The sequence below is a fragment of the Variovorax sp. MHTC-1 genome (assembly GCF_003984645.1).
GTDB lineage: Bacteria > Pseudomonadota > Gammaproteobacteria > Burkholderiales > Burkholderiaceae_C > Variovorax.
In genome coordinates, this window is sequence record NZ_RWKI01000027.1 from 1 (window position 1) to 20,687 (window position 20,687).

Below are 20,687 nucleotides of genomic sequence, written 5' to 3' on the forward strand. Positions count from 1 at the left end.
TTGCGCTTTATGTTCGATCAATAGCAGTCGCGATTCGCGTTCTGCAGACCTTCCCTAAGCGTCGCAGAACGGCCTGTGCCTCATCGATCCAGCGCAGAATGCGGCCAAGAACTGACGGTCGGCCGCGACCTCCGAACGCAGCGCGGGGCATCATGCCGCAATGCGAACGGCGAACGCGACCGTCCTCTTTTGCAGTGATTTCGTCGATTCCATCACGCGGCGCATGGACCCGCTGGGCGCAAACTGAATGCATGTTCAGAGCGCTATTGCTTCTACTGGTTGCCCTCGGTCCGCTTTTGCTTGTATACATGTTCGGCCTTTGGCTGCTGGTTGCATTCGTCGCGCTCGTGGTGGCAACCTTCTTGTTTTCGACGGGCAAGGCACGCCCTTCGGAGGAGGATCAAGGCGGCCGGCTCACTGGTTACCGCACCACCAAGCTTGCGGACTTCTAGTCCGCTGAATCATTGAAATGGGCGGTGAGGGACGCCCGAGACGGGCCTGGCCACACCCCTTGAGGACGCCATGGCCGGTCCGCCTCCCAACTGTGAGGCCGACTGTTCGAGCTGGATGCAATCTGACCGGATCACCGGAGGCCGAGTCCGCCTTCCTGTGGCCGACTCACCACTTGCTGTCACGCGCAGTACCGTCGCCGGCCCCGAATGCATCGCTCTCCTCAGCTCGTACAGAACGGGCGGAAGGTCCGCCTCGATCAGCTTCGCAGCACGAAGCACACTGCATTTCGCAATGTCCTCATCGCCATCGAAGGCCATGGGAAGCTGAGCGCCGCAAAGACGCTTTAGTAGTTGCATTGGCATCGCTGGTCCTGAAAGTGGCTCGAATCTGAGCGTTCGCTGAGATTGCGTTGCTCCTGGCCCTGGACTGAACAGGCAGGGTGCACGCGAAGTGGAGATGGGTCGGTGCGTTTCCCCACACTGACCTCAAGAGAGGCGGATTTCCAACGCTTCTCGCCCACCGCTGGGTTCGGTAGCGTACAGACGATGTACTTGGCCTATGCAGAATTGCTCACTATGCGCACTACCGCCAGTCGAACTGCATCAGCAAATACTTCTGGTATGCAGTCCGACGCTGCAAGGCAGAACTATTTGCTCGCTGCACTCCCCGACGAGGAGTGGGAGCGCTGGCACCCCCAGTTGGAGCAGGTGGACATGAAGCTCGGCGAGGTACTGTACGAACCGGGCGCCACGATGAACTACGTGTACTTTCCGACGACGGCGATCGTCTCGTTGCTCTACGTCATGAAAAACGGCGCTTCAGCGGAAATCGCAGTCGTGGGCTTCGAAGGTCTTGTCGGCATCGCGTTGTTCATGGGAGGTGGGTCGACCTCCAGCCGTGCGGTGGTGCAGAACGCTGGCAGGGGGTATCGTCTGCCAGCGCAAGCCTTGAAGCTGGAATTCGAAAGCCCACCGGTTCTCCACCTGCTGCTGCGATACACCCAGGCGCTGATTGCCCAGATGGTGCAAACGGCTGCCTGCAACAGGCACCATTCGTTGCACCAGCAGCTCTGCCGCTGGCTCCTCCTGAGCCTCGACAGGCTTCGGGTCAATGAGCTTGTGATGACGCAAGAGCTCATCGCCAACATGCTCGGGGTGCCGCTGGACGGCTACACCGAAGATGCGCTCAAGCTGGAGGGGGCAGGCATCATCCGCTACGAACACGGGCACATCACCGTGCTGAATCGCGCGGGACTGGAAGAGTGCACATGCGAATGCTATCTGGTAGTCAAGAAGGAGTACGACCGACTACTGCCTCGCACAAAAGCTGATTGAAAGTTGCGCGGCTAGCTCTGTGATGTACGCGGCGTAAGCCAGTGGGCTGTCGTCCCGTAGGCCCGGTGCCGCCGAGCATGGCGATGAGAAGGAATTCCTGCCCTGCTGCGTACGATGCCGCACAGACCAGTCCTCGGGTCGGAACTACGGTGAGGTCTTTCCGCCGGAGGGCGAGGAGCAAAGCAATGACAGCGCTCGACCAGTCGGCCAAGGATCTCGTGGCTTCGTACCTTTGCGGACGCAGGATGATTCCAATGCTCTTGGATGCGGTGGTTTGGATGGCTGCGAAACGGCTCTCGGAAGGTGAGACACCGGTTCTCGATGACACGTTGAGGGGAGACATCGACAGCCAGGCTGAGCTACCGCAAGCTGCTCGCATGGCGCGAATCTCAGGCTTGTCCGTTGTATCCCTTGGCCTGCGCCGCAGCGACGCGGCGATGGCTGAATACTTCCCTGAACTCTTGTGTGTCACTGCCGACCGAGCTACGGCCTGCCTGGCCACGAAAGAAGATGCCAATGGGGCTGCTTCAGCGGCTGCGTTGTAAGCGGGGCCCACCGCCGCTTCATAAAAGAGCCCCAGCCGAAGCTGGGGCCCGGGGTGGGCGATGAACTCAGCGCGTCACGGCACGTTCGAAGAGTGCACCGCGAACGGCTTGAACGGCAGGGCCAGCTTGCCGGCGTACTCGCCATGGGATGCCAGCGTGGGGCAGACACCGGGCCCGGAACAGAAGTTGGTGTCCGGATAGATCAGGTCACCGAAGCGGTAGTTGTCGATGCTCTGGCCGCTGTAGTTCGCCACGCTGACGATGTTGCCCTTCGTTGAGTAGTTGTCGGACATCGTCACCATGACCGGGTCGACGCGCGAGTCCTCCATGGTGCGCAGGATGGTGCCGCTGTTGCCGTCGGCGCCAAACTTGAGCCAACCCCACTTGCGATTGGCGCGATCGGTGAAGATCAGCATCGTGTTGATGGTGTCGTCCTGGTTCGGGTAGTCCTTGGCCGCGGCGAGGTGCGTGATGTTGCTGCCCAGCCCCGTCACCACGCCGACTTCCGCGATCTCCGCGGGCGTGCCGGCCGCCGGCTTCGGGCCCTGCACGTACTGGCCCAGCGAGTACAGATGCACTTTGCCGTTCTCGGTGGCGACCCATGCGCGCGGATGGCGCGGCACGGTCTTCCAGTACGGGCTGTCCGGCGCGATGCGCTCGCGGTCGTCCTTGCTCCAGTAGCTGTAGGTCGAGGTCGTCAGGATGCTCGTGGGCTTGTCGGCCAGCGTGAGCGTCTTGATGACCGTCGGCATGGCCTGCGGACGATCCGCCAGCAGGTACGGCCACTGGTTGGCGGCGAGCCCGACGTTCTGCGTTTCCAGGTTGCTCGCAGCGCTGCCCAGGTACATCTCGTTCGTGTACTTGAAGAGCGGGCCGAGGTCGATGAAGGCCACGGTCTTCTCCGACTTCGAGGCCACCACGGCGATGCCGCCCTTGGCGTACTTCTCGTAGTACTCGCCGCCCGGCAGCAGCTTCGCCCGGTTGCTGGCCATCGGCGAGGCTTCCTTGGCCATGCCCGACAAGCCACCGTTGCCGGTGTACACGACGGCCGCATACGGGTGCATGCCGGTGGTCACCTTGATGGACGTCGGGGCCTTCATGTTGGCGGGCAGATCGACGTAGCCGAGCACCTTCATGAAGATGTAGTTGCCCTGGTTGAAGAAGCCGGGGTGCACCATGTCCATCCAGTCGTGCCACCAGTCGTACTTGGGACCGTTGAGCGTGCAGTTCTGGCAGGTGCCGCCGAGCGAGACGACCGCGACCTGGCCCTTGTGGCCGATGGTGTCCCACACGGTGACGAAGGCGAACTCGCCGCCGCCGGTGACGGAGATGGCGGTGGGCACCTTGCCGAGGGCGAGCTTGACGCTGGCGCGGTTCTGCGCGGTGAACGTGCCGACGGTGAAGATCGTTGCCGGCTTCGTCGGGCTGCCTTGTGTGGCGATCAGCGACAGGCGCGTCGAGGGGCTGTCCGCTGCGTTCTCGCCGCGGTCTTCGACGATGGGCAGGTCTGCCGGGTCGTTCGGCGACAGCACGCCTGCGGCGTAATAGGTATCGACCGAGGTGGGCAGTAGTCGCCGGTCTTGCCACAGCATCTGCGGGCGCTGCATGAAGGTCACCCGGTCGGTGGCCTGCGACTGGAACCACGCGAGCGAGTTCGACAACGAGCTCCCGCTGGCGGGCGTGCCGATGGCTGCGCCATGGATGCTCACGTACAGGTTGGCCGCGGAGTTGTTTTCCGTACCGAGCTGGTAGTAGAGATCGTTGCCCGGGCTGTGATTGATCGCGCCCACGTCCGCCCGAAGAGAAAGCGTGTTGACGCCGGTCTTCGTCGCGGCCGGGCCGAACCGGTAGGCCACGCCCTCGGACTGGCCGAGCTTATAGGCGACGTTGACGTAGGCACTCGCAACGATGGTGCCGGAGCTGTCCACCACGTCGCCGGCGATGGGGGAAGGCGCGGGAGCAGGTGCGGGAGCCGGGGCCGGAGCAGGGGCAGGGGCAGGTGCCGGCGCAGGCGCAGGCGCCGGCGCAGGAGCAGGCCCAGGCGCAGGACCGGCCGACACGCATGACTTCGCCGTCATGAACGCGGGATCGCCACCAAATGTCGCGTTCGTGCACGCTGCGGTTCCCGTGACCGACTTGGTGATCCAGCGCGAGTCGGCGCCGTACTTCACCGATGTGGGGGCGGGCACCGCGAATGAGGCACCTTCATTGGCGAGCAGGGTTCCAGCGGCAGGGGCGGTGGGAGGGGGAGGAGGGGGCGGGATTTGCACATAGCACGCCTTTGCCACGTACTCCACCGGGTCGCGGCCGAAGGTGGCGTTATTGCAGACCACGGTGCCGGCGAGCGTCTTGCTCGCCCAGGCCGAATTCGCGCCGTATTGCACCACCGTCGACGAGGCCAGGTTAAACGCCTGGCCTTCGTTGGCGACCGTGACCCAACTTGCGTCGAGCTTGCTGTGCACTGCCTCCTTGTCTGCGGCGGGCTCGCCTGCCGATGGCGCCACCGATGCAGCCGTCGATTCCGTCGGCGCATCCGTGCCTTGAGGGTAAGCGAAGCCGCCGCCGGAGCCGCTTCCGCCCCCTCCGCAGCCCGCGAGTGCGCCTGCTGCAACAATAAGCAGATGCGCATGTTTTTCGATCTTTTTCACCCTGGATCTCCTGGTCAACCTGTGATTTAGAAAAAAGAAGTCCCCTGCGCCTCCAAAGGGCGCAAAGAAATCGGTAAAAGAAATTGCTGGACGGGAAGGACTGCTCGCCGCGCGGGTTAGCGGGATGCGGCACGTTGTCCGTGCTCGACCCTGTATGTGGTGTGGGGCCTGGGGGCGCCAGACATCGAACCCAACTGGACCGCGGCGACAGCCTTATCGTTCTTCAAGAGAACGGTCGTATCGCCATTCCTCTTCGCGTGCCACTGTGATTCGATCGTCAGAACTGCAACCGATTTGTCATCGGTTCTATTGAGTACTTAGGTAGGCTGTATGCGTTGCGCGTCGTCGCTGCGGACCGCTGCGGCAGAAGCCTTCATAGTGTTTCCTTTTATTGTTTCAATAGAAGGGATGATGATTGCCGAATTACCAATCTCCTTTGCGCTAGATCAAAGGCGGAAAAGGCAGGCACTTATTTTTTGACTGCGCGCTATTGAATAGCGACTTTATGAGGCCATTCGATTTTAATAAATTAGTTAAAAAGTCATTGCCTCTTCCACGCGATCAACGAATACTTAATTCGGATTAAGGTGAAAGAATTAGAGTCGTGTAAGAAGAGGATCAATCGAAGGTGAACCGCCCAGGGGCTGGCCAACGCATCATTGAGTTCTCGGCGCGCGACGACGACATGTTTGGCCGAGTCGAGCAATGGACTCGGCACAGCCGAGGGTCCATTCGTAGACTTGAGTCCTGGAAGACCAGGAAAGCGATGGACGGCCTATCGCACCCGCCACGTGGGCGACATCTACGACCTCTCCCTACCCGGCCGATGCGCCGCCGGAGATCGCGCCGTATGTGAAGCGCGAGAAGCCGCAGTTCATCATCACGTCGAACTTCATCGCCCGCATGGGCTGGATGATCTCGTTCATTTCGCCGGTGGCCCGAGTCCCGCTTGACGACTCGGTGGACAGGCCGGCCCGGAGCAGTTTGGCAATGCTTCGGCGCACAGCGCGCTCACAACGCCCATCGTCAGTGGGTGGCTCCGTCTCGACACACCGCGTGGACCTTCTCGCCACGCAGTTCCTTACCGGCTCGACCTCGCGTAGGTCGCCTTCTCGTAGTGGCTCGACCCCACTGGCGCCGACTTAGTATGCATTTGCGATGTGCGGCGATTCGCACAGATGCTTCGCCTTCTACTTGTCAAAAGAGAACGCTCCCATGAAATCCACAAACCTCCGAACCTATTGCACGGCAGCGGCCCTTGCCGCCTGCAGCATCGCCTTCGTCGGCTGCACCACCACGCGTCCCGCAGACCGTGGAAGCAGCACGTCCTCGCGCGCGTCTATCGACGCCCAGGTCGACGCCTCCCTGTCCAAGCTCTACGACGCCGTACCGGATTCTCGCGAGCTGGTTGCCAAGTCCAGCGGCGTGCTGGTGTTCCCGTCGGTGGTTGGCGCGAGCCTGGGAATCGGCGCCGAGTACGGCCGCGGCGCGCTGCGCGCCGGCGGCCGCACCCAGGCCTACTACAGCACGACTGCGGGCTCGATCGGCTTCCAGGCCGGCGCGCAGTCGAAGGCAGTGATCTATCTGTTCACCACCCAGGAAGCGCTGGACAAGTTCCGCAACAGCAAGGGCTGGACGGTGGGGGCGGACGCCACGGTAGCCGCTGCGACCATCGGGGCCAACGGAAGGATCGATACCAACACGATTCGTCAACCGGTGATCGCCTTCGTGCTCACCAATGTGGGCCTGGAGGCAGGCGTCTCGGTTCAGGGCGCGAAGATCACCGAAGTTCAGCTCTAAGGGTTGAGATGGCGCCGAGGCGCCAAGGTCATTCCCGGCCTCACCCCGGAGTCCCGTTCAGCTTCGACCGGCCGCCCTAGTCATCGTCATCGCATGGAAAACATCTACGAAGCCTTGCGTGAAAGTCACGAGCTTCAGCGGAAGCTTTGCCGGCAACTGACGCGCATCAAGCCGGGCACTTCACGCGCGGTCGAGGTCTTCCGCGCCCTGCGCATCGAGCTAGCGGCCCACGCTGCTGCGGAAGAGCGGTATCTCTACGCGCCCATCTTGATGGACGACAGAGGCCTGGATTCGTCGCGGCATGCGTTGGCCGAGCATCACGACATCGATGAGTGCGTCGAGGACCTGGGAAAGGCGAAAGAGCATGCCGAAAACTGGGTCGAGCACGCCAAGAAGCTCTCCAGTGAAGTACACCATCACCTCAGAGAAGAGGAGCGGAAGTTCTTCCAGGTCTCAGGAAAGATCCTCTCTGACGCACAGAAGAACACTCTGGCGACCAAATACCGTCGGGATCTGGTCCGGATGCGCAAGGTTCTCGCGGAGGGCGCACGCGGGAAGGGATAGATATCGCCGCGCACCTGATCGACCGGGCGCACCGGGAAGGGCAGCTATCTGCAGTTGGACTTGCGGATCAGCATCCGCTTGCGCCGGCCTTCTGCTTCGCAGCCGCCACTGCAGAACCTGCGCTATTTCTTTGTCAGCAGCAGTTGCCCCACTTTCTGCAGCCTTTGCTTGAGGCCGCCGGCGATCACGCGGAGGACACCGGGCAACTCAATCTCCATCGTTACCGCGGCGTCGAGCACCTGGATGACACCGGAGACAGTCTGACCCATTGCCGCAACGCTGAAAGTGAGCCGGTCCCCGTCCCAGCACTCGCTGCGGACCCCGCCGCTGCCGGGCAACAGGTTGACGATCTTCGCGAAACCGGCCTCGATGCGGCGGCGCGCCTCAGCGCGGCCGAGCTGATGTGGAACGCTAATGGTGATGGGCGTTGCCATGCCATTAGGGTGCCGCGAATCGGCGCGCTGGGCAAGGGGCATGCAAGAGGCCTGGGGAGCCTCACAGGTGCCGCCGTTGCTTAAGGCAGTCTGCAGTCTGGCATGCCGCTCGGACGGGCCGCCTGGAGCCGCCGCGAAGGCGGCCATTTGCCCCTTTCCAGGGTGACGTGCCCCACCCTGCACCGTGCCAGCCAGCCCATCGCCGTTCTCGCTCGCAGAAGCGTAGCTCAAACGCCAAGGCTGCCCATCACCGCGCCGTCAAAGCGCAGCGCGCGTTCGGTTCTCTCTCCTCTAGTTTGTCAGGGAGCGGACTGTTGCCAATCAACCTTTCCAGTTCGCATCAGAATGAACGCGCCGAGTATCGTCCCAATGGGCACTGCGAAGAGCATCAAAGCTCCCAGCACTCGAGAGAGATTCCGGCCCCACCGCTTGCCCGCTCGAACTCCGCGCATCGCCAGGTAGTGCAACAGCAGCGGCGTGCCAAAGAACGCAGCAAGTATCAGGACGCCCATGTCGCTCGCCTTGTCGCCCTCTAGATGTATGACGCAGGCCAGCGCGACGAGGAGAGAATAGAAAACGACCATGCCGAGATGGATGCGAGTAAGAGATTTGTTCAAGCTTGCTCCACCTTCTAGTTGCTCGCTCGCGGCGCGCCGCTGAGGCGGCTATGAGGCGCATTGAGCCCCGTCGCCCAATGACGGCCGTATTCTGCCTTTGCTCTAGGCGCCCTTCGGACCACGGTTGCCAACATCCAGGAGGCGCTGGAGGCTCCGGACTGGAGAAGTTGGTTGCGTATCCACCCGGCGGTGCCCAGGCCGGCGATCGCATCGGCGATCTGAACGTGGTGTGGGAGTTGGAGCAAGGGCTGCGTTGGCAGCCTATCCCTGCGGCAATCCAGCGCGGGGCCTACTATATGCGCGACAACCCAAGTTTTCCGGCAAGAGTGAAGCCTACCGTTTTCACATGAGGAGGACGAAATGATCCAGCCGTCGATTGAGATCCGCAGTGCCACGTCCGATGAGATTCCGCGCGCCGTCGCAGCGATCGTGGCTGCATTCCTCACAGACCCGCCTGCGCGATTTGCGTGGCCTTCGCCGCACGACTATCTCTTGGCCATGCCCGTGGCCTCCGGCGAGTTCGCAGGCAGCAGTTTCCAGCACGGCACGGCCTACGTGTCCGTGGATTTCTGCGGTGCCGCACTCTGGCTGCCTCCCGGCGTGGAGCCGGACGGCCAGGCTCTCGAAAAGGTGTTCCGTGACACAGCAAAGCCTGAACACATGGACGATCTGCTGGCCACCTTCGAGAAGATGGAACAGTCGCATCCTAGAGAAGCTCATTGGTACTTGCCCCAGATCGGCGTCGAGCCGAACGCACAGGGAAAAGGCATCGGGGCGGCGTTGATGCGTCACGCTCTCGCCCGTTGCGACCAGGAACGATCACTGGCATATCTCGAGGCTTCGAAGCCGCAGAACATCCCGTTCTACCAGCGCCATGGTTTCGAGGTGATAGGCGAGATCCAGGTGGGTTCGGCACCGCTCGTCACGCCCATGCTCCGGAAGCCCCGCCGACCATGACACCTGACCCGCGCGGAACTGGGCGGCTTCTTGTGGCCTGCGTCCCTGAGGAACTGCAGCTTTCCAGGTCCTCCTCTGCGGTTACGGCCACGGGCAACTGGTATGACCAACTCGGGCAACCTCGAAAAGGCGCCCGCTCGGAAGTGCGCGGAAGCAGCGACACCAAGAAGCCTAAAGCTTCGCCTTCACGGCGCGCGTCCACTTCGGCCTTTCACCTGAAGCGGGCATGGGCGTGCGAGACGATCACCAGCGGTCAGTACTCCCAGTTGACCGGTTCCCAACGAAAGACGTCGCCGGCGACCGCCACCCGACCGAAGGACGGGAACGACAGGTGAGCAGCCACCAGCGGCTCGCGGGTCGCCGCCAGCTCCCGCAAGAGACGGACCCGGACGCGGACCGCCTCCTCGGGGTCGTGGTCGAAGGCGTTGTACCAGTCGGGGCGGTCGAAATGGTCTGGGAACACGGCGTCGCCGAGGAACGTCAGCCTATCGCCGCCGGACGCGAGGCGGACCACGCTGTGTCCGGGGGTGTGGCCGCCGGTGCGATGGACGACCACCCCCGGCGCCACCTCGTACTCCGCGTCGAACAGCCGCAGCTGACTGCGGTACTCGTCCATGAACCGCCTGGCGGTCGCCCGAAGCACGTCCGACACACCGCCAAAAGTGTTGCGGGAGAAATCCGGTGACGCCCAGAACTCGAGCTCGGCGGCCGCCATATGGATCGGCACGTCCGGACGCAGCCGGCCCTTGAGCCCGTCGGCGAGCAGCCCGCCGACGTGGTCCATGTGCATGTGGGTAAGCACCACGTCGGTCACGGACGCGGGATCGATGCCCGCGGCCTCCAGTCGCACGGCCAACTGCCCGGCCCGCATGTCCGGGTACGCGTCTCCTATCCCGGCGTCGATCAGTACGGTCTGGCCGCCGCTACGCACCACGACCACGTTCAGCGGCCACGTGTACACGTCCGGCGGCAGGAGTCTGTCGTCCAGCCAGGCCGCCAGGTCGGCCGGTTCGGCATTGGTGGCCAACGTCGCCGCTGGCAGCGGCAGCACCCCATCGCTGACCACCAGCACGTCAATCTCGCCGACGCGCAGCGCGTAACGGGACGGAACCAGCTCGTCAGGCCTCTGGCTAGCGGGGCGCAAGGTGTCCTCTACAGAAAACATAATGAAATCTCCAATAGACGGCCCGATTGCCCGGGCCAAACCAGTCGGACGACTGGCAGCAAGTCGCCGTTCAACACCCAGGGTTGTCGGGCACGATCACGGCACAAGGCCGTATGTCTTCCATCGTAGGTAGGAAGGGCGCGAGCGGTAGGCCTGCAAGCGGGCGCACGGTGGTGCCTGATAGGCACCAATCAGCACCATGAAGGAGGACTGAGCCCGAAGGGCGCAGAGACAAGGCGCAAGCACGCCCGCCAGCACGGCAAAGATCGAGCAGTTCGTCCAGCGCTACAACGCCGACGCCAAGCCCGGCCACTGGACTGCCAGCGCCGATTCAATCCCTTAGAAGATCGAGCGGATCACGAAACGTGCTTCTGCGACAGGACTAGATCACGCGTCGCGAGCGCAGGCGCTCCAGTTCCTCCGGCCCGCCGCCTGCGGCGCCGTGCACCGTCTCGTTGTCCTGCCCTGTGCGCAGCCTCACTGCGGGGACGCTCGACGTGCTGCCGACGAAGCGGGGAACCACAGAACCACAGCCGGTCGGTGGAGAGGGCGGGCTGCTCAATGGCGATTGGTGCTCACCATGAAACACCATGCCGCCCGCGGCGGGCCTACCGGCGGCGCACGCCCGAACCTACGATCTGCTCCGGCGCTTATCCCCCAACCCAACGCCCCGCGGGGCCCAGGAAAGACCCATCCATGAAGATCGTCGTCATCGGAGGCAGCGGCCTCATCGGAAGCAAGCTCGTCAACAACCTGCGTGCGCTCGGCCACGAAGTCGTCGCCGCATCGCCCGCCTCTGGCGTCAACACCATCACCGGCGAGGGCCTGGCGGAGGTGCTCGCGGCTACCCAGGTCGTGGTCGACGTCGCGAACTCCCCCTCCTTCGAAGACAAGGCCGTGCTCGAGTTCTTCCAGACCTCCGGGCGCAACCTGCTGGCCGCCGAAGAGAAAGCCGGCGTCAAGCACCACATCGCGCTCTCCGTCGTGGGCACCGACCGCCTCGCCGAGAGCGGCTATTTCCGCGGCAAGATCGCGCAGGAAAAGCTCATCCGGGAGGCGAAGGTGCCCTACACCATCGTCCACTCGACGCAGTTCTTCGAATTCCTCGGTGGTATCGCGCAGTCGGGAGCCGATGGAGACACCGTGCGCCTGTCGCCGGCCTTCGTGCAGCCGATCGCATCGGACGACGTGGCCGCAGCGATGGCCGACTTCACGCTGGGCAAGCCCCAGAACGGCGTGGTCGAGATCGCAGGACCGGAGCGCGTGCGCCTGTCGGAGCTGGTGGCGCGGTATCTTGCGAAGATGAACGATCCGCGCACCGTCATTGCGGACGAGCACGCGCGCTACTTCGGCGCCGAGCTCAAGGACGACACGCTCGTTCCCGGCGACAACCACCGCACCGGCAAGCTCGGCTTCGACGCCTGGTTCGCCCTGCCCAAGGCTGCGCGCTGAATGCCCTCGACTCCGCTGCAACCACCGCCGGTCGAACTGCTGAACAAGTTCCACGGGCCGGACTTCCTGCCGCTCTACACCACCGCGGTGCGCGTCAGCGGGGGTGAAACGCAGCACGGACGCGCGTCCGGCGAGGTGCGCTCCGACGACGGCAATCTGGCGCTATCGCTGCGGCTTCCGCCGGAACTGGGCGGCCCCGGCGGAGGCACGAACCCCGAACAGCTGTTCGCAGCCGGCTACGCCGCTTGCTTTCATGGGGCGCTCTGCCTCCTGGCCAGCCGGCTGCAGATCGCCGTCCACGACGTGGAGGTGAGGGTCACCGTCTCCTTCGGCCGCGATCCCGTCGATGGCCTGTTCATGCTGACGACCGATGTCCGGGCGCGCATGCCCGGCGTGGAGAAGCGTGTCGCGGAAGAGCTCGTACGCAACGCCGAGCGCGCGTGTCCCTACACCAAGCTCGCGCGGCAGGGAATGACGAGCACGGTGGCGCTCGAAGCCTGATCCGCGCATCGCTGCGGTCGCGGTCGCGATCGCTGCGGATGCTCGCATCGGCCTTCCTTTTCAGAGAAGCCGGATACCGCGGACACGCTCGGCAACTGCTTCGACGCCATTGCCTAGCCAATCCCTGCAACACGAGAGCCTATTGACGCCCGGATCAGCGGTGGCGCCCCTGCCGGAATGCATCCGGGTCTTCCTCGACTTCATGACCGCAGATCCGCGCGCCCGATCTGCACTGCCTGAGCGATTTCGCGCGGGCCGCCTGAGCGCCGGGCCAAGCAATTGGTGATCGGACGACAACGCCGTGATCCCCTTCGCAGGCCTACCGGATCAGAAGACGCGAACCTAGCATTTGGTCGTGCGCAATGACGTGTTGCGCACATCAACAGAGAGAGGTAGCACATCATGACCAAGCATCTCCTGACAGCACTGACCGCGACCTTGGTGGCCTTGGCGGCGCTCTACGCGGTGCAGCCGATCGAAGCGGCTGTTCCACCCGCACCCGAGCAGCCTGCACTGGCGCTCCCAGACCCCTTCGGCGCGCCGGGGCTCACCATGCCCCCACCCCAGGAGCCCTTCGACATGACGCCGATCACCCCGGTCGAGTCGGCCGGCGCCCCTTTCGAGCTCTAGCAGGCGTCAACGGTTGTGCGTGCCGGAACGAGCCGGCCGCATCTCATCGATCCAAGAAATCATCCCCATGAAGCTCTACTACATGCCCGGCGCATGCTCGCTCGCCGACCTCACGCCGGCGGCACCGTGCCCTTGCTGGAGCACGGCGATCTGACGCTGGGCTCGGCTCCGGGCCCACGCCCTACAACCTGCTTTCGTGCGCGCTCGCGGCCTGCACGACGATGACCTTGTGCCATCACGCCGACAGCAAGGGCTGGGCCGTCACGCGCATCCGCACGGCGGTGGACCACCGCAAGGACAAGAGCCGGTCCCCGGCCGATGTGTTCACCCGCAGCATCGCTGTCGATGGCGCGCTCGACGACGCGCAACGCGCGCAGCTCGCGGAGGTGGCAGAACAATGCCCGGTGCATCGCACGCTCGCGCGAGGCACCGGTTTCGACGGCGTGACGCTCGAGCCCGATGAACGCATTGGTGCCTCGGAGGCAACATCGTGATCCGGTGCGCATGCCTTCCGCGGCAGGGCGGCGAATCCTACGATGAATCCCATGGCAAATCGGTTGCAAACGGACTCCACAGCCGCACTGTGGTGAACCTTCGGACACGAAAGAGGTGAACCCATGAGAAGAATCGCAAGACACATCGCCACGGCATTGCTGATCGTTCCGTTGGGAGCGCCCGCGCAACAGACAAGCGCGCCGCCCGCGGCGCACGACATTGTCGTCAAGCAGCTGATGACCAAGGCGCTCTCGGACATTCCGGGCAAGGAAGTCCTGGCGATCACCGTGGACTATCCGCCGGGCGGGGCGGACCCCATTCATCGCCACGATGCGCATGCCTTCGTCTACGTGCTCGAGGGCTCGATCGTGATGGGCGTCAAGGGCGGCAAGGAAGTGACACTGAAGGCCGGCGAGACCTTCTACGAAGGCCCGGACGATGTCCACACGGTCGGACGCAACGCGAGCAAGACCAGGCCCGCAAAGTTCCTCGTCGTGCTGGTGAAGAACAAGGGCACCGACTTCTTCCTGCCTGTGAAGTGACCGTTTTGCTTTCCACCCGTCGCAACGAAGACGACGGGTGTCAGATCGTCGGAGCAGTCCTGCAATGAACCTCTTCTACATGCCAGGCGCCAGCTCGCTGGCCGGTCACATCGTTCTCGAATGGTCGGGGGCAGCGTACGAGGCCGTTCGGATGGACCGCCGCAGCGTCAAGGGCGAAGACTTTCTCGCGCTCAATCCTGCGGGCAGCGTGCCGCTGAAAGGACGCGAGTGGCTCACCGGCGAGCGCTCGGTCGCCGACGCGTACCTGTTCGTGATGCTGCGCTGGGCGATCGGCACCAAGGTCGGGCTCCAGGGATTCGCCAACCTCTCGCGCTTTGTCCGCCGGCTGCACGACGACGAAGGCGTTCATGCCGCGCTGGCAATGGAAGAGGGCCTGACGCCGCAACGCGACAACCCGCCTGCTGCGAGCGAAGCCCTGAGGCGATTCGAAGCGAGTCTCGATGCGGACGGTTCCGCCACGCTGACGGCCGAAATCGTTGGAACGGTCGAGTACCAAGAGGGAGACGGTCCTGCGCTCGAGCTCCGCAGGGACATCGTCGAGGTCGACATCAGCCGCATGGACACCGTGCTCAGCTGGGTCGACGAGAACTACCGCGGCGAGGCGGCGATGCCCTTGCCGAACTTCATGCGCTACGTCGGCGATGGCGCCATTCGCCTCGCTGCATAGCCACCTTGTCGCGCCATGCATGCATGGGCCTTTCTCGGTGTCATCGCCTTGGCGCTCGGCTCGGCGTGCGCTGTCGCCGGCAGCGATGTGGCGGATGCGGAGATCCGGCTCGCCGTGGCGGCATCGGCGCTTTCCCCAACCCTTGGTCTTCTGAAGACCGCGAAAGACACTCATGGTCCCTCCACCCTCTGGCGCGACAGCGCCTTGCACGCACCTCGACCAGCTTCGACCGGTGAGCCCCCGCGCGGCGGGATGTGAAGAGTGCCTCCGGCTCGGAGGCCGTTGGGTTCATCTGCGGATGTGCCTGAGCTGCGGCCATGTCGGCTGCTGCGATTCCTCGCAAGGCAAGCACGCCAGGCAGCACTTTCGCGAGACGGGCCACGCGCTCGCGCAATCGGCCGAACCGGGCGAAAGCTGGCGCTGGTGCTACATCGACCTGCGGCAGATCTGAGCCATGACAACGATCGCAACCCTCAGCGACGCCGCTGACATTCTCCGAGCCACGGGTGTCTGCGGGCGCGCCAAACGCGAGGGCGACATGGCCCCGGACGTCAACCTCACCGACACAGCGGGCGCGCCAGTCAAGCTGTCCGCGCTGTGGCGCAGCGGACCCCTCGTCGTGATCTTCTATCGCGGCGGCTGGTGCAGCTATTGCAATCTCCAGTTGCACGCATGGCAGCAACACGCCAGCGAGCTGAAACGGCTGGGCGCTGCGCTGGTGGCGATATCTCCCCAGACACCGGAGCATTCGCAGGACACCATGGAGACGAATGCACTCCCCTATGCGCTGCTCAGCGATTCGAGCCTGAATGCCGCGAACGGCTTCGGCATCGCCTACACCCTGCCGCCGGAGCTGATCGATCTCTACGCATCGTCAGGCACCGACATTCCAGTGCTGAACGGCAACGGGCAATGGGTGTTGCCGATACCGGCGACCTATGTCGTGGATCCGTCCGGAAGAATCCGTTTCGCCCATGTCGAGACGGACTATCGAGAGCGGATCGAACCCTGGGCCGTCATCGAGGTCCTTGAACAGGCCACGCGCTAGCGAGCCCGCGACGGCGGGCCGTTGGTGAGCATCACGCAACAGCCTGAGTCCCCTCACCGGCCTGGCGCGACCGAAGGGCCAAACCTACGATCTCTCCCGTTTCGCAATGTTCGCAACACGGGTACTCAGCCGCAATGAGTTCAAGCACCTTGCCCCTTCCATGAAGAATCGATGGCCCAACGCATCAACTACCTCCAGCAATCGCCCGAGCTCTTCAAGAAGTACGTCGAGTTCCTCAACGCCATCAAGGAAGGTGCCATCGAGGAGCCGATCCGCAACCTCGTGGCAATCAGGACGTCCCAGCTCAACGGCTGCGGCTTCTGCCTCGACATGCATGTCAAGCAGGCGAGGATCAAGGGAGAGCGCGAGCTGCGCCTCCATCACCTTGCGGCCTGGCGCGAGTCGCCCCTGTTCATCCCGCGCGAGCGCGCCGCGCTGGCCTGGACCGAGGTACTGACCAAGCTGCCGGAACGGGGCGTGCCCGACGAAATCTACGAGCGCGTTCGCACGCAGCTGTCGGAGAAGGAGATCTCCGACCTGACCTTCCTGGTGACGTCGACCAACGCCTGGAGCCGTATCAACATTGCCTTCAAGACGGTCCCGGGTTCCGCGGACAAGACCTTCGGCCTGGACAAGGCCGGCCTGGCCTGACGCAACCCCAACCGTCGTGCGCCGGGCCGAGCGTGCTTCCCGGAAAGCGTGCCTTCAGTTCGACTGCCGTCTCGCCGGCCTCCGGCGCGAACGCGGCAACGAACACCAGCGCCTTCTCGATGCGTGCGAGCTCCGGTCGGGATCGATTCGAGCGACGCAGCGCCGCCGATGCTAGTGACGCTGCGCAGGCGCGGGTAGGCGGCGCGGGGCATCGCCTTGGTGATCCACTTGCACCAGCGAGACGCCCGCTCGAGGAACCATCTGCCATGCAACGCGCGGCCGAATTGGTGCACGAAGCGCAACACCGCGGCGCCTTTCGCATGCCTTCCGCACTCGCGGCCCGATACCTACGATCCGTGCGGCATCGCGATCCTCGCGAACGGACCTCAGCCGCACTGAGGACCGGGTCTGCGTGACCCTCCAGGAATCACACATGAAGCAACGTCTCAACTACATGCAACAGTCGCCGGAGCTCTTCAAGAAGCTCGTCGAGTTCAGCCAGGTCGTGCACGCCGGCGTGATCGAGCCGGCGATCCAGGAGCTGATCTCGCTGCGCGCGTCGCAGCTCAACGGCTGCGCCTTCTGCGTCGACATGCACGTCAAGCAAGCCAGGATCCGCGGCGAGCGCGAACTGCGCCTGCACCACGTCGCCGCCTGGCGCGAATCGACGCTGTTCAGCCCGCGCGAGCGCGCCGCGCTCGCATGGACCGAGGTCCTCACGAGGCTGCCCGACCACGGCGTGCCCGACGACACCTACGACCGCGTGCGCACGCAGCTGTCGGAGAAGGAGCTCACGGACCTGACCTTCGGCGTGATGGCCATCAATGCATGGAACCGCATGAACGTCGCGTTCCAGACCGCGCCCGGGTCGGCCGACAAGGCCTTCGGCCTGGACAAGGCGAAGCTCGCCTGAGCCGTCTCGGACCCATCGGCTCGCGGCAAGCAAGAGTAGTCGAGGCACGCATGAAGCGCACCTTGCCCCGCGCGCTGCTGCACTGGGTCGACCAGCGGTTTCCGCTCACGCGGCTCTGGAACGAGCAATGGGGGCGCTACTACGCACCCAAGAACCTGAACTTCTGGTATCTCTTCGGCGCGTTCGCCCTGCTGACGCTGGTCATCCAGATCGTGACAGGCATCTTCCTGGTCATGCACTACAAGCCGGATGCGGCGCTGGCCTTCGCCTCGGTCGAATACATCATGCGGGACGTGCCCTGGGGCTGGCTCATGCGCTACATGCATTCGACTGGCGCGAGCGCGTTCTTCGTCGTGGTCTACCTGCACATGTTCCGCAGCCTCATGTACGGCAGCTACCGCAGGCCGCGGGAGCTGGTCTGGATCTTCGGCTGTTGCATCTTTCTCACCTTGATGGCAGAGGCCTTCATGGGCTACCTGCTGCCATGGGGCCAGATGAGCTACTGGGGCGCGCAGGTGATCGTCAATCTGTTCGCCGCCATCCCCTTCATCGGGCCGGACATGGCGCTCCTGATCCGCGGCGACTACGTGGTGAGCGATGCCACGCTCAACCGCTTCTTCAGTTTCCACGTGATCGCGGTGCCGCTGGTGCTGATCGGCCTGATCACCGCGCACCTGATGGCGCTGCACGAGGTCGGATCGAACAACCCCGACGGCATCGAGATCAAGGCGCATCTCGGCGCCGACGGCCATCCCCTGGATGGGATTCCCTCGCATCCGTACCACACGACGCACGGGCTCTGGGGCACTTCCATCTTCCTCCTGTGCTTCTGCGCCGTGGTGTTCTTCGCTCCCGAGGCCGGCGGCTATTTCCTCGAGCATGCCAACTTCGTTCCGGCCGATCCGCTCAAGACCCCACCGCACATCGCCCCGGTCTGGTACTTCACGCCGTTCTACTCGATGCTGCGTGCGACGACGGACACGATGGTGGACGTCCTGTCCCTGATCGTTGGTGCGTCCACCGCGGTTGCACTGATCAAGGCACGCATGGGCACGCTCGCCAAGGCGTTGCTCCTGGCCGCCGCCATCGTCGCGGTCGTTCTGCTGCGGACACTGGACGCCAAGTTCTGGGGCGTTGTCGTGATGGCCGGCTCGGTGTTGATCCTGTTCTTCCTTCCATGGCTCGATCGCGCCACCGCAAAGTCGTTGCGCTACCGGCCTGCCTGGCACCGGTACGTGTACGGCGTCTTCGTCGCGTCCTTCCTCGTGCTGGGCTACTTCGGCTCGAAGCCTCCTTCGGCGCTCGGCAACTACGCTTCGCAGGTGGGAACGATCGTGTACTTCGGTTTCTTCCTGACGATGCCGTGGTGGAGCAGGCTCGGGCGCGGCAAGGCAGTGCCCGAGCGCGTTTCGTATTCCCATTGATCGGGTGCGATGAGAGCAACACTGCGTTGTATGCAATTGGCTTTTTCTACGCCGCACCAGCGCGTAAATTGCCTGCATGTGATGAGACAGGAGCCTGCCATGACCACCTTATCGATCCACTCGGCACCCGCGTTTCTGCTGCGATTCCGTTCGCTCTTCCATGAAGGCCGCGGCTACGCCTTCCGCTGCAACGCCGCCGGCCTGGTCGCGATCGACGACCTCGGCGAGCGGGCTCGCAACAACTACTTCTTTGCGCGTGCCATGGTCGGCCGCGACTATGCGCCGGCCGAGATCACGCCCGCGCACGCTTCGATGACTCAATAGTCGGCGGGTCGCTTGCGCGAACCGGCGGTCACGCTCGGCAGCGGCGGCGAACAGCGTCGCTCGGACTTGACGCAGACGTGCAATCGATGCGCAGGTGGCAGGATCGGCGCAGGCGCGGCTCTCGCGCATGCATCCGAAGGTTGCCACCCACCATGACCTTGCCGTCCCGGTTCTCAAGGCCTCCCTCCCACACCAACGGTCGCACGATTGCCACGATGATCGGTGCCACGGGCTGCTTCGTGCTCAAAGACGCATTGTCAATGCATGTCAGCGAGTCCATGCCCTCGGCGCAGCTCATCTTCCCGCGCGGATTGATGGCCTCGGCGCTGGTGCTGCTGGTCGCCCACCGGTTGGGCGCGCCGCGCCAGGCGATCCGGCCATCCCGTCGACCATCATCGCCCTCGCCACCGCGTTGGCCGTCGCCTTGCGCGCCGGCTCCGTGACCCTGCTGAGCGGCTGGCAGGCGTTTGCGCTTCGCGCTGGACGCCCAGCCGGAATGACATCCTGGCAACGCGCGGCGGCACTCGGCAATGAGACGCGCTGCTCTCCAAGGCGCCGGCGCATCGACGAGAGAAGGCGTCGCCGCGCGCTTCGGCTTCCGTTCGCCTCGGCCGAGCGTTTCGTGACCGGGCCGGTTGCCTGCAAATAGAATGCCGATCCGTTGGTCCGTTGCGGACCTGGTCCGGGGTAGCGAGCCCATTGGAGATCCGGCTCGAGGCAAGCGCATGACGTGAAAGGAAAGATATGGACCTGCCCCCACCCGGCGCGGCGCCACATGTGCTCGTGGTCGACGATGACCCGACCATACGCCAGCTGCTGATCGACTTTCTCGGCGACTACGACTACAAGGTCAGTGCGGTCGCCTCCGGCGCGGAGATGACGCAAGTCCTGACCCGCAGCGCGATTGACCTGCTGGTCCTCGATGTCCGCCTACCGGACGAGGACGGCATCCAGATCGCCCGCCGGCTTCGCGAGCAGTCCGACCTGGCCATCATCGTCATCACCGGGAGGCGCGACGAAGCCGACCGTGTGATGGCGCTCGAGCTCGGCGCCGACGACTACTTGACGAAGCCCTTCTCGCCGCGCGAGCTGCTGGCGCGCGTTCGCGCGCTGCTGCGTCGCTCGAGGATGCACGCGAGCGTGACCAGGCCTGCATCCGGTGTTCGCGCCTTCCGCTTCGCCGGGTGGGAGCTCAATGTCGGCTTGCGCAGGCTGTCCACGCCGCAAGGCGAAGTCGTCAGCCTGTCCAACGGCGAGTACAACCTTCTCACGGCCTTTTTAGGTGCGCCGCAGCGCGTGCTGACGCGCGCCCAGCTGCTCGAGCTCTCCCGCCTGCATGACGACGAGGTCTATGACCGGTCCATCGACGTGAAGATCGGCCGGCTGCGCCGCAAGCTGGAGTCGGAGGGCCGGCCTCCCCTGATCCGCACCGATCGCGGCGCCGGCTACACCTTCGTTGCGCAGGTCGAGATCTTGCGCTAGCGGCTGCATCGCACCGCTTC

General features: G+C 64.2%; 22 protein-coding genes and 1 pseudogene. 19 read left to right on the forward strand and 4 right to left on the reverse strand.

Annotated features, from left to right (window positions below; translation table 11 throughout):
* From EJI01_RS29120 to EJI01_RS25415, 3 genes are all read left to right on the forward strand, one after another.
* Positions 1-452 (forward strand): hypothetical protein (locus EJI01_RS29120; protein WP_221885713.1); only part of this gene is annotated, 452 nt, incomplete at its 5' end.
* A gap of 621 nt (positions 453-1,073) precedes the next feature.
* Positions 1,074-1,787 carry a Crp/Fnr family transcriptional regulator gene (locus tag EJI01_RS25410; protein WP_126839904.1) on the forward strand — a complete coding sequence of 238 codons (714 nt, stop codon included), beginning with the start codon at positions 1,074-1,076 and terminating at the stop codon, positions 1,785-1,787.
* 185 nt (positions 1,788-1,972) lie between these two features.
* Entirely contained in the window at positions 1,973-2,332 is a 360-nt protein-coding gene (locus EJI01_RS25415) for a hypothetical protein (protein WP_126839905.1), read from the forward strand.
* 74 nt (positions 2,333-2,406) lie between these two features.
* On the opposite strand, the gene EJI01_RS28905 is transcribed toward EJI01_RS25415, so the two are convergent.
* Positions 2,407-4,794, reverse strand: a complete 2,388-nt coding sequence (locus EJI01_RS28905) for a hypothetical protein (protein ID WP_185879056.1) — start codon at positions 4,792-4,794, stop codon at positions 2,407-2,409.
* A 1,401-nt stretch (positions 4,795-6,195) separates the two neighbouring features.
* Between EJI01_RS28905 and EJI01_RS25430 the strand changes: the two genes are divergently transcribed.
* Both EJI01_RS25430 and EJI01_RS25435 read left to right on the forward strand, forming a co-directional pair.
* Entirely contained in the window at positions 6,196-6,780 is a 585-nt protein-coding gene (locus tag EJI01_RS25430; protein ID WP_126839907.1) for a YSC84-related protein, read from the forward strand.
* Positions 6,781-6,873: 93 nt separating this feature from the next.
* Positions 6,874-7,344 (forward strand): hemerythrin domain-containing protein, encoded by a 471-nt coding sequence (locus EJI01_RS25435; RefSeq protein ID WP_126839908.1) that lies wholly within the window; start codon positions 6,874-6,876, stop codon positions 7,342-7,344.
* 122 nt (positions 7,345-7,466) lie between these two features.
* Here EJI01_RS25435 and EJI01_RS25440 read toward each other — a convergent pair whose 3' ends face one another.
* Together EJI01_RS25440 and EJI01_RS25445 are read right to left on the reverse strand one after the other, a co-directional pair.
* Positions 7,467-7,778 carry a polyhydroxyalkanoic acid system family protein gene (locus EJI01_RS25440; RefSeq protein WP_126839909.1) on the reverse strand — a complete coding sequence of 104 codons (312 nt, stop codon included), beginning with the start codon at positions 7,776-7,778 and terminating at the stop codon, positions 7,467-7,469.
* 299 nt (positions 7,779-8,077) lie between these two features.
* Positions 8,078-8,395 (reverse strand): hypothetical protein, encoded by a 318-nt coding sequence (locus EJI01_RS25445; protein WP_126839910.1) that lies wholly within the window; start codon positions 8,393-8,395, stop codon positions 8,078-8,080.
* Positions 8,396-8,755: 360 nt separating this feature from the next.
* On the opposite strand from EJI01_RS25445, the gene EJI01_RS25455 reads away from it, so the two are divergent.
* Positions 8,756-9,352: a GNAT family N-acetyltransferase gene (locus tag EJI01_RS25455; RefSeq protein ID WP_126839911.1), complete on the forward strand. Its 597-nt coding sequence runs from the start codon at positions 8,756-8,758 to the stop codon at positions 9,350-9,352.
* A gap of 253 nt (positions 9,353-9,605) precedes the next feature.
* Here the strand turns inward: EJI01_RS25455 and EJI01_RS25460 are convergent, their stop codons facing one another.
* Positions 9,606-10,517, reverse strand: coding sequence for an MBL fold metallo-hydrolase (locus tag EJI01_RS25460; protein WP_126839912.1), 912 nt, complete (start codon positions 10,515-10,517; stop codon positions 9,606-9,608).
* Positions 10,518-11,213: 696 nt separating this feature from the next.
* Between EJI01_RS25460 and EJI01_RS25465 the strand changes: the two genes are divergently transcribed.
* The 13 genes and pseudogenes from EJI01_RS25465 to EJI01_RS25530 all read left to right on the forward strand — a co-directional run bounded on the left by EJI01_RS25465 (position 11,214) and on the right by EJI01_RS25530 (position 20,667).
* Entirely contained in the window at positions 11,214-11,969 is a 756-nt protein-coding gene (locus EJI01_RS25465) for an SDR family oxidoreductase (RefSeq protein ID WP_126839913.1), read from the forward strand.
* A complete protein-coding gene (locus tag EJI01_RS25470) occupies positions 11,970-12,470 on the forward strand; it encodes an Ohr family peroxiredoxin (protein WP_126839914.1) in 501 nt (166 codons plus the stop codon).
* 402 nt (positions 12,471-12,872) lie between these two features.
* A complete protein-coding gene (locus EJI01_RS25475; RefSeq protein ID WP_126839915.1) occupies positions 12,873-13,100 on the forward strand; it encodes a hypothetical protein in 228 nt (75 codons plus the stop codon).
* 173 nt (positions 13,101-13,273) lie between these two features.
* A pseudogene (locus EJI01_RS25480) lies at positions 13,274-13,594 on the forward strand (OsmC family protein); the annotation flags it as partial.
* A gap of 123 nt (positions 13,595-13,717) precedes the next feature.
* On the forward strand, positions 13,718-14,137 hold the full coding sequence (locus EJI01_RS25485) for a cupin domain-containing protein (RefSeq protein WP_126839917.1): 420 nt from the start codon (positions 13,718-13,720) through the stop codon (positions 14,135-14,137).
* A gap of 64 nt (positions 14,138-14,201) precedes the next feature.
* Positions 14,202-14,825: a hypothetical protein gene (locus EJI01_RS29625; protein ID WP_126839918.1), complete on the forward strand. Its 624-nt coding sequence runs from the start codon at positions 14,202-14,204 to the stop codon at positions 14,823-14,825.
* A gap of 172 nt (positions 14,826-14,997) precedes the next feature.
* Positions 14,998-15,276 carry a UBP-type zinc finger domain-containing protein gene (locus EJI01_RS25495; RefSeq protein WP_126839919.1) on the forward strand — a complete coding sequence of 93 codons (279 nt, stop codon included), beginning with the start codon at positions 14,998-15,000 and terminating at the stop codon, positions 15,274-15,276.
* Between the two features lie 3 nt (positions 15,277-15,279).
* On the forward strand, positions 15,280-15,873 hold the full coding sequence (locus EJI01_RS25500) for a peroxiredoxin-like family protein (RefSeq protein WP_126839920.1): 594 nt from the start codon (positions 15,280-15,282) through the stop codon (positions 15,871-15,873).
* Positions 15,874-16,044: 171 nt separating this feature from the next.
* Positions 16,045-16,524, forward strand: a complete 480-nt coding sequence (locus EJI01_RS25505; protein WP_126839921.1) for a carboxymuconolactone decarboxylase family protein — start codon at positions 16,045-16,047, stop codon at positions 16,522-16,524.
* Between the two features lie 433 nt (positions 16,525-16,957).
* The gene (locus tag EJI01_RS25515) at positions 16,958-17,437 is read left to right on the forward strand and encodes a carboxymuconolactone decarboxylase family protein (RefSeq protein ID WP_126839922.1); all 480 of its coding nucleotides are present in this window, start codon (positions 16,958-16,960) and stop codon (positions 17,435-17,437) included.
* Positions 17,438-17,487: 50 nt separating this feature from the next.
* Complete coding sequence (locus EJI01_RS25520) at positions 17,488-18,861, forward strand: cytochrome b (protein ID WP_126839923.1); 1,374 nt, start codon at positions 17,488-17,490, stop codon at positions 18,859-18,861.
* Between the two features lie 99 nt (positions 18,862-18,960).
* A complete protein-coding gene (locus tag EJI01_RS25525) occupies positions 18,961-19,185 on the forward strand; it encodes a hypothetical protein (protein WP_126839924.1) in 225 nt (74 codons plus the stop codon).
* A gap of 744 nt (positions 19,186-19,929) precedes the next feature.
* Complete coding sequence (locus tag EJI01_RS25530; RefSeq protein ID WP_126839925.1) at positions 19,930-20,667, forward strand: response regulator; 738 nt, start codon at positions 19,930-19,932, stop codon at positions 20,665-20,667.
* Positions 20,668-20,687: the final 20 nt, after the last annotated feature.